An 11,409-nucleotide genomic window follows, 5' to 3' on the forward strand; every position below is an offset into this window, starting at 1 on the left:
AAGGTGGCCGCCACACTCCGTTCTTCTCCGGCTACCGTCCTCAGTTCTACTTCCGTACCACCGACATCACTGGCGTGGTTACCCTCGCCGACGGCGTCGAGATGGTCATGCCCGGTGACAACGCAACCTTCGGTGTTGAGCTGATCGCCCCCATCGCTATGGAGAAGGGCCTCCGCTTTGCTATCCGTGAGGGTGGCCGCACTGTCGGCGCTGGCGTTGTCTCCGAAATCGAGGAGTAAACAATGCAAGTCAAGATCCAGCTCGCCTGCACTGAATGCAAGCGTCGGAACTATTCGACGGTTAAGAATAAGAAGAACACCACTGGCCGCCTGGAAGTGAAAAAGTATTGTCCCTGGGACAAGAAGCACACGCTCCATCGCGAGACCAAGTAGTGTAGCAGGCTCCTTGCGGGAACATACTGTACCCGCGAAGGGCTGGTCACGACAGCGATTGACAGGGACCGGGCCACGGTCCGGTCCCTGATACAAATCCACGGCGTGACCGCAAGCGATGCAGGCCAGTAGCTCTAACGGCTAGAGCGCCGGTCTCCAAAACCGGATGCTGTGGGTTCGAATCCCTCCTGGCCTGCCATTTTTTTTACCATCGGAAGGAATCATGGCGAAAAAGAAGTCCAAATCGGCTGGCGCCACGAAGACTGCACCAGAATCCGGAGCTGTTGGGAAGCTCAACCAGCTCAAGGAATTCTTTGACCAGTCCAAGGTGGAGATGAAAAAGGTCACCTGGCCTACGCGCAAGGAGACCATTGCCACGAGTGTGGCCGTCTTGGTCCTGGTCGTGGTCATGGCGGTCTTCCTGGGTCTTGTGGATGCAGGATTGACCAAAGCCATCGAGGCCATCTTGTCTTAAGCGGCTCACGCCGCAAAGGTTTGGTGAACTATGACCGAGCAGATCGATAGCCTCCCGAAAGCCCGCTGGTACATCGTCCACACCTACTCCGGCTTTGAGCAGCGCGTTGAGCAGACCCTCAAGGAGATGATGCGCACAGGGCAGGACAACGGCCTTATTTTAGAGGTCGTGATGCCCACTGAGAAGGTGATAGAACTGGTGAAAGGGGAGAAGAAAACCTCCACTCGCAAGTTTTATCCCGGCTACGTAATGCTCAAGATGATTCTAACCGATGATTCCTGGCACCTGGTGCAGTCCATCCCTCGCGTTACGGGGTTTGTCGGCGGGAAGACCCGTCCGGCACCAATGCGCGACAGCGAGGCGGAGAAGATTCTCTCCATGATGGAACAGCGTCAGGAACAGCCCCGCCCCAAGTTCAACTTTGACCGTGGGGATGAAGTCCGGGTCGTTGACGGTCCGTTTAGCGGCTTCAACGGGGTTGTGGAAGATGTCAATTACGACAAGGGAAAGCTTCGGGTTTCGGTATCCATTTTTGGCCGCCAGACCCCGGTGGAACTGGACTTCGTCCAGGTCAGCAAAGGGTAGGACGACTCCCGGTCCGCCGAAGCATGCCTGATTTCAAATACGTAGACATGAGGATGTAGCAATGGCCAAAAAGGTACTGGCGAAAATTAAGCTCCAGATTCCCGCCGGAGCTGCCAATCCGTCCCCGCCGGTCGGCCCCGCACTTGGTCAGCACGGCCTGAACATCATGGAATTCTGCAAGGCGTTCAACGCCAAAACGCAGGACCAGAAGGGTATGATCATCCCGGTGGAAATCACCGTGTACCAGGATCGCTCCTTCACGTTCATCACGAAGACGCCTCCGGCATCTGTGCTGATTAAGAAAGCTATCGGTGTAGACAAGGGTTCTGGCGAGCCCAACAGGAACAAGGTCGGCAAGATCACTCGCGCTCAGCTCGAGGAGATCGCTAAGATCAAGCAGCCCGACCTCACTGCAAATGATCTCGACGCCGCGGTGAGCAATATCGCCGGAACGGCTCGCAGCATGGGAATCGACGTCATCGATTAAGGGGAACAACTATGCCCAAGCATGGAAAGAAATATCGCAAGGCTATCGAGGGCATTGATCTCTCTGCCCGCTATGAGATGCCCGAAGGAGTTGAACTGGCGCTGAAGACTGCTGTCGCCAAGTTCGACGAGACCGTTGACGTTGCCATGGTGCTCGGCGTCGATCCCAAGTACTCCGATCAGATGGTGCGCGGAGCTGTCTCCCTGCCTCACGGTCTCGGCAAGGAAGTTCGCGTCGCTGTGTTCTGTCAGGGCGACAAGGAAGCCGAAGCCAAGGCCGCCGGCGCCGACTTTGTCGGTGGCGACGACCTGGTGGAACAGGTCAAGGGTGGCTGGCTGGAGTTCGACAAGGCTGTCGCTACTCCGGACATGATGGGCAAGGTCGGCCAGATTGGCCGCATCCTCGGCCCGCGTGGCCTGATGCCTAATGCCAAGACCGGCACCGTCACTTTCGACGTTGCCCAGGCTGTCCAGGAAGTCAAGGCCGGTAAGGTGGAGTTCAAGGTCGACAAGGCCGGTGTTCTGCACGCTCCTCTCGGCAAGGTGTCCTTTGGCACCGAGAAAATTCTTGACAACCTCAAAACTTTGATGGATCAGGTTATCCGCCTTAAGCCCTCTGCGGCCAAAGGCACGTACCTGAAGAGCATCACCCTGGCCACCACCATGGGCCCGGGAATCAAGGTCGACACCGCAAGCGTGCGCAAGCACGTGGAAGGCTAGACAACGACGACATCGAGCGGATGCCACGCCCTCGCGGCGTGGCAACCGTTTTATGTATATTGCAGTCCGGTTTCGGCCGGACTATCGGTTGGAAGAAGAGTCGGAGACAACAGGTGGGGCAACCCTTAATTTCCTGTAGAGACCACTTTGGCCCTTCTTCTTGTGGACGAAACCTTCAGCCAAGGAGTTAACGGTGAACAGGGCACAGAAAGCTGAGCTTATCAGCCAGCTGAAAGCCAAGGCCGATGAAGCATCCATCGCGATCGTCACCGACTTCAAGGGCCTCAAGGTGGAAAACATGACCGAACTGCGCGCCAAGCTCACTGAAGCTGGCGTCAGCTACAAGGTCGTGAAGAACACCCTGGCCCGGATCGCGCTGGATGGCGGAGTGCATGAGAACCTTAAGGACAACCTTAAGGAAAACTGCGCTATCGCTTTCGGCACCGAAGACCCCGTGGCCGCGGCTAAGGTTCTCAGCGAGTTCGCCAAGTCCAACGAGAAGTTCATCATCAAGTCCGGTAGCCTGGACGGCAAGCCGCTCGACGCAGCAGCTATCGCCGAACTCTCCAAGCTCCCGAGCAAGCCTGAACTGCTTGGTAAGCTTCTGGGTACCATGAACGCCGTGCCCACCAACTTCGTTTGTCTGTTTGCTAACCTGCAGCGCAATTTCCTGTACGCTCTTTCGGCCATTAAGGACCAGAAAGAAGACAGCGCCGCTGCTTAACAACAACGCACATTGCGAAGAGCCAAAGTACTTTTTAGGAGGAAATCCAAATGGCAGACATCACCAAAGATCAGGTAGTCGAGTTTATCTCCAACATGACCGTCCTCGAGCTCTCCGAGTTTATCTCTGAGCTGGAAGACAAGTTCGGCGTTTCCGCTGCTGCTCCGGCCATGGCCGTTGCCGCTGCTCCCGCTGCTGACGGCGGCGCCGCTGCTGAGGAGAAGACCGAATTTGACGTTGTGCTGAAGGGCGCCGGCGGCAACAAGATTGCCGTCATCAAGGTTGTCCGTGCACTCACCGGCCTCGGCCTCAAGGAAGCCAAGGCTAAGGTTGACGAGCTTCCCTCCACGCTGAAGGAAGGCATTTCCAAGGAAGACGCCGAGGAAGCCAAGAAGCAGCTCGAGGAAGCCGGCGCTGAGTGCGAAGTTAAGTAGCACAGCCATATCACGGCTTTTTGGGAGCGTAGCGACGTATGGAGCTACGCTCCCTTTTTTTGTATTCTTTGTCGAATTTCCCCTTGCCCTCGGTGCCGTCTTTTGATAAGTATTTTCTCTTCGTGTCGACAATGAATACCACATCCCCCGTATGGCTCATCTACAATGCATATCACCACAGGTGCACGTGTATTCTTTTGGTGCGTTCATTTCCTGCCGCCCAGCGTTGGGCATTGTGAAGGCATCCTTTAACAACTTGATTCATTTACCATTTTAATCGGTTTGTCTGAGGGCCGCCGCCCCCGCCAACGGTCAAATTTCTCGCTTGAGAGGGAAAAATGGTCCAACTCACAAAAAGATTTGGCAAGATCGCCAGCACGCATTCGGTACCTAATCTCCTGAATCTCCAGGTCGATTCGTACCGGAAATTCCTGCAGCTTGACGTTCCTCCGGCTAGCCGCGCCGATGAGGGACTGGAAGGCGTGTTCAGGTCCGTGTTCCCCATCGAGGACTTCAACCGGACCGCCAGCCTTGAGTACGTTAGTTACGAGGTTGGCACTCCCAAATTCGACGAGGCGGAATGCATCGCCAAGGGCCTCACCTTTGAGGCGCCCATCCGCATTACCGTTCGTCTTGTTGTCTATGACGTGGATGAAGAGACGGAAAGCCGCACCATCCGCGACATCAAGGAACAGGATATCTATTTCGGCACGTTGCCGCTTATGACCGACAAGGGTACCTTTATTATTAATGGTACCGAGCGCGTCATCGTCAACCAGCTCCAGCGTTCCCCCGGCATCATCTTTGAGCACGACTCCGGCAAGAGCCATTCTTCCGGCCGCGTGCTCTATAGCAGCCGCATCATCCCCATGCGCGGTTCTTGGCTCGATTTTGATTTCGACCATAAGGACATCCTGTATGTCCGCATTGACCGCCGCAGAAAAATGCCCGCAACCATCCTTTTCAAGGCGATGGGAATGTCCAAGCAGGACATCCTCAACTACTTCTATGAAAAGGAATACTACGTTATCGGCGACGGCAAGCTGCAGCGCGAAGTCGAAGCCGACAAGTTCTGCAAGGAAGCCGCGTTTGTTGACATCGTCAACAGCGAAGGCGACGTGCTCGTCAAGGCTGGCAAGCCCCTCACCAAGCGTGTCCATAAGAAGATGGTCCGCGATGGCGTTAAAGCCTATGAGGTGGACCCGGCCATGCTGCCGAACATGTTCCTCGCCGAGGACATCTTCGACGCCGAAAGTGGCGAGGTTCTCGCCGAGGCTGGCGAAGAAATGCACGCCGAGCTGGTGGAGAAGTTCCTTGAAGCCGGTGTGACCCGTCTGCCCGTGCTCTACACCCGTGGCACGGACGTCTCGTCCTCCATGCGCGATACGCTCATGCTGGACAAGACCACGGACATGTCCTCCGCGCAGATTGAAATCTACCGCCGTCTGCGTCCCAGCTCTCCGCCGACCCCGGAGATTGCCGGAACGTTCTTTGAGAACCTGTTCCGCAACGCCGACTACTACGACCTCTCCGCCGTTGGCCGTTACAAGCTCAACACCCGTCTGGGCATTGATGAGCCGCTGGAACTGCGTACCCTGACCAACGAGGACATCCTCAAGGCCATCACCACGCTGTGCCAGCTCAAGGACTCCCACGGTCCCGCCGACGACATCGACCACCTCGGCAACCGCCGTGTGCGTCCCGTTGGCGAACTGGTGGAGAACCAGTACCGCATCGGCCTCGTCCGCATGGAGCGCGCCATTAAGGAGCGCATGAGCCTGCAGGAAGTGGCCACCCTGATGCCGCACGACCTCATCAACCCCAAGCCGGTCGCTGCGGTGCTCAAGGAGTTCTTCGGTACTTCTCAGCTCTCGCAGTTCATGGACCAGACCAACCCGCTTTCCGAGGTCACCCATAAGCGCCGCCTGTCCGCTCTCGGACCCGGTGGCCTGACCCGTGAGCGTGCTGGCTTCGAAGTCCGTGACGTGCACACCAGTCACTATGGCCGTATTTGCCCCATCGAAACGCCTGAAGGCCCGAACATCGGTCTGATCGTTTCGCTGACCACGCATTCCAAGGTCAATGACTTCGGCTTCATCGAGACGCCGTACCGTATCGTCAAGGACGGTCACGTGACGGACGAAACCCGCTACATGGACGCCTCTCAGGAGTCGGATCAGGTGGTGGCGCAGGCCAACGCGCCTCTCGATGAGAACAAGAACTTCGTCAACGATATGGTCAACGCCCGTATCCGCGGTGAAGTGACGGTGGTGCCCAAGGAAGAAGTCACGTCCATGGACATCTCGCCCAGCCAGATTGTTTCCGTGTCGTCCGCGCTTATTCCGTTCCTGGAGCACGACGACGCGAACCGCGCTCTGATGGGTTCGAACATGCAGCGTCAGGCCGTGCCGCTGCTGCGCAGCGAGCGTCCCCTTGTCGGTACCGGCATGGAAGACCGCGTAGCGCAGGACTCCGGCAGCTGCCTGCTGGCCGAAGGTGACGGTATCGTTCACTATGCCGACGCCCAGCGCGTTGTCATGGCCTACGACGATCCGTCCATTGGGCACAATTCCGGCGGCTGCAAGTCGTACGACCTGCTGAAATATCACAAGTCCAACCAGAGCAGTAGCTTTGGCCAGAAGCCCACGGTTGTCCCCGGACAGCGTGTGAAGAAGGGCCATGTGCTTGCTGACGGACCGGCCATCAAGGACGGCGAGCTGGCGCTCGGCAAGAACCTTGTGGTCGCGTTCATGCCCTGGTGCGGATTTAACTTTGAGGACTCCATCCTCATCTCCGAACGGATGGTGAAAGAGGACGTCTTCACTTCGGTGCACATCGAGGAATTTGAACTCGTTGCCCGAGACACCAAGCTCGGACCGGAGGAAGTCACCCGCGATATTCCGAACGTCGGCGAGGACATGCTGAAGAACCTCGACGAGTCCGGCATCATCCGCATTGGTGCGCGCGTAGAACCCGACGACATCCTCGTCGGTAAAATCACCCCCAAGGGTGAAACGCAGCTCACCCCCGAAGAGAAGCTCCTGCGAGCCATCTTCGGCGACAAGGCGCGCGACGTCAAAAACACCTCCCTCAAGGTTCCGCCGGGAATGGAAGGTGTGGTCATTGACGTCAAGGTCTTCAACCGCCGCTCCGGCGAGAAGGACCAGCGCACCAAGAACATCGAAGACTACGAACTTGCCAAGCTCGACCGCAAGGAAGAGCAGCACATCGCCGCCCTTGTGGACTCCACCCGCGAAAAGCTTCGCGACGTGTGCCTCAACAAGCAGGTGAGTGCGAACATCAGCGGTAAGCGCAAGGGTGAAGTGCTCGTTGAGGCCGGTCAGGTTATGACCGAAGACGTCCTCTTCGAGCTGCCGCTCAAAAAGCTTGCCGGTGTGTTCAAGGACAAGGATACCAATGATGCCGTCATGGCCATGCTGGATGCCTACGACCGTCAGGTCATGTTCATCCGCGAAGCCTACGACATCAAGCGCGAGAAGGTCACCGAGGGTGACGACCTGCCTCCGGGCGTGATCAAGATGGTCAAGGTCCACCTCGCTGTGAAGCGTAAGCTGAACGTGGGTGACAAAATGGCTGGTCGCCACGGCAACAAGGGTGTTGTTTCCAACATCCTGCCGGAGGAAGACCTGCCGTTCTTCGCCGATGGCCGCACTGTGGACATCGTGCTGAACCCCCTCGGCGTGCCGTCTCGTATGAATATCGGTCAGATCATGGAGACCCACCTTGGGTGGGCCGCCAAGGAGCTGGGCCGCCAGCTTGCCGAAATGCTCGACAGCGGCGCCCACATGGACGTGCTCCGCAGCGAAGTTAAGGACGTGTTCAGCAACCCGGTCATCACTGACCTTGTTGACGACCTCGACGATGACTCCCTGCAGGGCGCGGTCAAGAAGCTCCAGAACGGCATCGTGTGTAAGACTCCGGTCTTCGACGGCGCCGAAGAGGAAGAAATCTGGAACTGGCTCGAAAGGGCGGATGTGCCCCGAGACGGCAAGATGATTCTCTTCGACGGCCGCACCGGTGAGCCGTTCAAGAACAGGGTGACGGTGGGCGTGATGTACATGCTCAAGCTCCATCACCTTGTTGACGAGAAGATCCACGCCCGTTCCACCGGTCCGTACTCCCTCGTGACCCAGCAGCCGCTTGGCGGTAAGGCCCAGTTTGGTGGCCAGCGTCTGGGTGAGATGGAAGTGTGGGCCCTGGAGGCCTACGGCGCAGCGTACCTGCTTCAGGAGTTCCTCACCGTCAAGTCCGACGACGTGAGCGGCCGCGTGAAGATGTACGAACGGATCGTCAAGGGCGATAACTTCCTCGAAGCCAACCTGCCCGAGTCGTTCAACGTTCTGGTCAAGGAGCTGATGGCTCTGGGACTGGACGTGAAGCTGCACCAGGACGAACCCGTCCGCAAGCAGCTGCCGACCAAGGCGGAATAAGAGCGTAACCGGGGCAGGCGCAGCACGCGCCTGCCCCGGATGAAACTTTAACAACTAGTACCGCGAGGTAGATCAATGTCTTTGGATGATCTGTTCGCAACGCGAGGGGCTGCCGCAGACGGTCAGGCGAGCCGTATGCTGAAGTCCATCCAGATTGCCCTGGCGTCGCCGGAAAAGATCAGGGAATGGTCCTTCGGCGACGTCAAGAAGCCGGAGACCATCAACTCCCGGACCTTCAAGCCCGAACGCGACGGCCTGTTTTGTGCCAAGATCTTCGGTCCTGTGAAGGACTATGAGTGTAACTGCGGTAAATACAAGCGCATGAAGCACCGCGGCATCGTCTGCGAAAAGTGCGGTGTTGAAGTCATTGCGTCCAAGGTGCGCCGCGAGCGCATGGGCCACATCGATTTGGCCGCGCCCGTTGCCCATATCTGGTTCCTCAAGACCCTGCCCTCCAAGATCGGTACCCTGCTCGACATGACCATGGCCGACCTTGAAAAGGTTCTGTACTTCGATTCCTTCCTGGTCATGGACCCCGGTCAGACCAGCCTGCAGAAGCATCAGATCATTTCTGAGGAGCAGTACTATCAGGTCATGGACCACTACGGCGAAGACGCTGTAGAGGTCGGCATGGGCGCCGAGGCCATCAAGTCTCTGCTCGAAGAGCTGGACCTGCAGACCCTGCGGACCCAGCTGCGTGAAGAGACCCGGACCACGCGCTCCCAGACCAAGAAGAAGAAGCTCACGAAGCGCCTCAAGATTGTCGAGGCCTTCCTTGAGTCCGACAATAAGCCCGAGTGGATGATCATGGACGTTGTTCCAGTCATTCCGCCCGAGCTGCGTCCTCTGGTGCCTCTGGACGGCGGCCGCTTTGCGACCTCCGACCTGAACGACCTGTACCGCCGCGTCATCAACCGTAACAACCGCCTCAAGCGCCTCTTGGAGCTTGGCGCGCCGGATATCATTATCCGGAACGAAAAGCGTATGTTGCAGGAATCCGTTGACGCGCTGTTCGACAATGGCCGCCGTGGCCGAGCCATCACCGGCACCAACGGCCGCCCCCTGAAGTCCCTGTCTGACATGATCAAGGGTAAGCAGGGCCGCTTCCGTCAGAACCTGCTCGGTAAGCGTGTCGACTACTCCGGCCGTTCCGTCATCACCGTGGGCCCGCACCTGAAACTGCATCAGTGCGGTCTGCCCAAGAAGATGGCTCTGGAGCTGTTCAAGCCCTTCATCTACTCCAAGCTGGAGGCGAGGGGACTGGCCAGCACCATCAAGAGCGCCAAGAAAATGGTTGAGCGCGAAGATTTGGTGGTGTGGGATATCCTCGAAGAGGTTGTCCGCGAATACCCCATCCTGCTCAACCGTGCGCCCACGCTGCATAGACTCGGTATTCAGGCCTTTGAGCCCACCCTTGTTGAGGGTAAGGCCATCCGCCTGCATCCGCTGGTCTGCGCCGCGTACAACGCGGACTTTGACGGCGACCAGATGGCCGTCCACGTTCCGCTTTCCGTGGAAGCACAGATCGAGTGCCGTGTTCTGCTTATGAGCACCAACAACATCCTGTCTCCGGCCAACGGTTCGCCTATCATTGTGCCGTCTCAGGATATCGTTCTCGGCCTGTACTACATGTCCTGCATGCGCTCCTTCCAGCGCGGCGAGGGCAAGGTGTTCCCGGACAAGTGGGAAGTCATTTCCGCGGTGGACGCCGGTGCTGTCAGCGAACATGCCCGCATCAAGGTGCGCATGGACGGCGAGCTTGTGGAAACCACCCCCGGCCGCATCCTCCTCAGCGAGCTGCTGCCCGAGGGCGTTCCCTTCGAGCTGGTCAACTGCGTGCTGGACAAGGGCAACATCAAGCGCCTTGTGGGCGAGACCTACCGTCACGCCGGAACCAAGGCGACGGTCATCCTTTGTGACCGTATCAAGAACTTCGGTTACGAGTACGCCACCCGTGCGGGTGTGACCGTTGCTGTTCAGGACCTCAAGATTCCTGAGCGCAAGGTCCGCATCCTGGGTGACGCGCAGGACGAAGTTGACTCCATCGAATCCCAGTACCGTGATGGTATCATCACGCGTACAGAGAAATACAACAAGGTCATCGACGTCTGGACCAAGTGCACCAACGACATCTCCCGCGAGATGATGCAGGCCATGTCCATCGACGTCGTTACCGACCCGAAGACCGGCAAGACCGAGGAAAATCCCTCCCTCAACCCGATCTTCATGATGGCGAACTCTGGTGCTCGTGGTAACCAGGACCAGATGCGCCAGCTGGCAGGTATGCGTGGTCTGATGGCCAAGCCTTCGGGCGAAATCATCGAGACGCCGATTACCTCCAACTTCCGCGAAGGCCTCTCCGTGTTGCAGTTCTTTAACTCCACTCACGGTGCTCGTAAGGGCCTTGCGGATACCGCGCTCAAGACCGCGAACTCCGGTTACCTGACCCGCCGACTCGTCGACGTTGCTCAGGATATGACCGTCAGCGAAATGGATTGTGGCACGGTGGACGGTCTGGAAATGACCGACCTCATCAAGGCCGGCGAAATCCAGGAAAAGCTGTCCAACCGCGTGCTTGGCCGCGTGACGCTGCACCCCGTGCACCATCCGGATTCCGGCGAGGAGATTATCCCCGCAGGATCCCTCATCGACGAGAAGCTTGCGCAGCTCATCGACGAGACGGGCGTGTCGTCCATGACGATCCGTTCCGGCCTGACCTGCCAGAGCGAGCACGGCGTGTGCGCCATGTGCTACGGCCGCGACCTTGCTCGCGGACATCTGGTCAACGTCGGCGAGACGGTCGGCATCATCGCCGCCCAGTCCATCGGCGAGCCGGGAACGCAGCTGACGATGCGTACCTTCCATATCGGTGGTACCGCATCCAAAGAAATCGAACAGTCCTCGCACATTGCGACCCATCCGGGCCGCGTGACCCTGTCCCGTGTCAAGACGGTTAAGAACCGTGACGGCATGTACATGGTCCTCGGCAAGTCCGGTCAGGTCGGCGTTGTTGACGACGAGGGCCGCGAGCGTGAAAAGCACGTCCTGCCTTCTGGCGCTGTGCTGCACGTTGTGTCCGAACAGGAAGTGAAGAAGGGCGAACTGCTCGCTGAGTGGGACCCCTTCAACGAACCGTTCGTCA

At 58.1% G+C, this 11,409-nt stretch carries 10 protein-coding genes and 1 tRNA gene; all 11 read left to right on the forward strand.

Features of this window, described 5'->3' with window-relative positions:
• Nucleotides 1-239: EF-Tu C-terminal domain-related protein (locus ACY69P_RS08760; protein WP_462326673.1), on the forward strand; the 239-nt coding region annotated here is incomplete at its 5' end.
• Between the two features lie 3 nt (nt 240-242).
• Nucleotides 243-392, forward strand: coding sequence for a 50S ribosomal protein L33 (gene rpmG / locus ACY69P_RS08765; RefSeq protein WP_404843208.1), 150 nt, complete (start codon nt 243-245; stop codon nt 390-392).
• Between the two features lie 122 nt (nt 393-514).
• Nucleotides 515-591, forward strand: a tRNA-Trp gene (locus ACY69P_RS08770).
• Nucleotides 592-615: 24 nt separating this feature from the next.
• The gene (gene secE / locus ACY69P_RS08775) at nt 616-867 is read left to right on the forward strand and encodes a preprotein translocase subunit SecE (protein ID WP_404843207.1); all 252 of its coding nucleotides are present in this window, start codon (nt 616-618) and stop codon (nt 865-867) included.
• Between the two features lie 30 nt (nt 868-897).
• Entirely contained in the window at nt 898-1,452 is a 555-nt protein-coding gene (gene nusG / locus ACY69P_RS08780; RefSeq protein ID WP_404843206.1) for a transcription termination/antitermination protein NusG, read from the forward strand.
• Nucleotides 1,453-1,513: 61 nt separating this feature from the next.
• Entirely contained in the window at nt 1,514-1,939 is a 426-nt protein-coding gene (gene rplK / locus ACY69P_RS08785) for a 50S ribosomal protein L11 (protein WP_404843205.1), read from the forward strand.
• A gap of 11 nt (nt 1,940-1,950) precedes the next feature.
• Complete coding sequence (rplA, locus tag ACY69P_RS08790) at nt 1,951-2,658, forward strand: 50S ribosomal protein L1 (protein WP_404843204.1); 708 nt, start codon at nt 1,951-1,953, stop codon at nt 2,656-2,658.
• Between the two features lie 193 nt (nt 2,659-2,851).
• Nucleotides 2,852-3,382 carry a 50S ribosomal protein L10 gene (gene rplJ / locus ACY69P_RS08795; RefSeq protein ID WP_404843203.1) on the forward strand — a complete coding sequence of 177 codons (531 nt, stop codon included), beginning with the start codon at nt 2,852-2,854 and terminating at the stop codon, nt 3,380-3,382.
• Between the two features lie 50 nt (nt 3,383-3,432).
• Nucleotides 3,433-3,816 (forward strand): 50S ribosomal protein L7/L12, encoded by a 384-nt coding sequence (rplL, locus tag ACY69P_RS08800; RefSeq protein ID WP_404843202.1) that lies wholly within the window; start codon nt 3,433-3,435, stop codon nt 3,814-3,816.
• A 338-nt stretch (nt 3,817-4,154) separates the two neighbouring features.
• A complete protein-coding gene (gene rpoB / locus ACY69P_RS08805; protein ID WP_462327200.1) occupies nt 4,155-8,267 on the forward strand; it encodes a DNA-directed RNA polymerase subunit beta in 4,113 nt (1,370 codons plus the stop codon).
• Between the two features lie 75 nt (nt 8,268-8,342).
• Nucleotides 8,343-11,409: DNA-directed RNA polymerase subunit beta' (gene rpoC, locus ACY69P_RS08810; protein ID WP_462327201.1), on the forward strand; the 3,067-nt coding region annotated here is incomplete at its 3' end.

The organism is Desulfobaculum sp. (genome assembly GCF_054921475.1).

Coding starts and splice junctions, on each gene's coding strand:
- rpmG (WP_404843208.1), top strand. CDS start 243: ATGCAAGTCAAGATCCAGCTCGCCTGCACTGAATGCAAGCGTCGGAAC.
- secE (WP_404843207.1), top strand. CDS start 616: ATGGCGAAAAAGAAGTCCAAATCGGCTGGCGCCACGAAGACTGCACCA.
- nusG (WP_404843206.1), top strand. CDS start 898: ATGACCGAGCAGATCGATAGCCTCCCGAAAGCCCGCTGGTACATCGTC.
- rplK (WP_404843205.1), top strand. CDS start 1,514: ATGGCCAAAAAGGTACTGGCGAAAATTAAGCTCCAGATTCCCGCCGGA.
- rplA (WP_404843204.1), top strand. CDS start 1,951: ATGCCCAAGCATGGAAAGAAATATCGCAAGGCTATCGAGGGCATTGAT.
- rplL (WP_404843202.1), top strand. CDS start 3,433: ATGGCAGACATCACCAAAGATCAGGTAGTCGAGTTTATCTCCAACATG.
- rpoB (WP_462327200.1), top strand. CDS start 4,155: ATGGTCCAACTCACAAAAAGATTTGGCAAGATCGCCAGCACGCATTCG.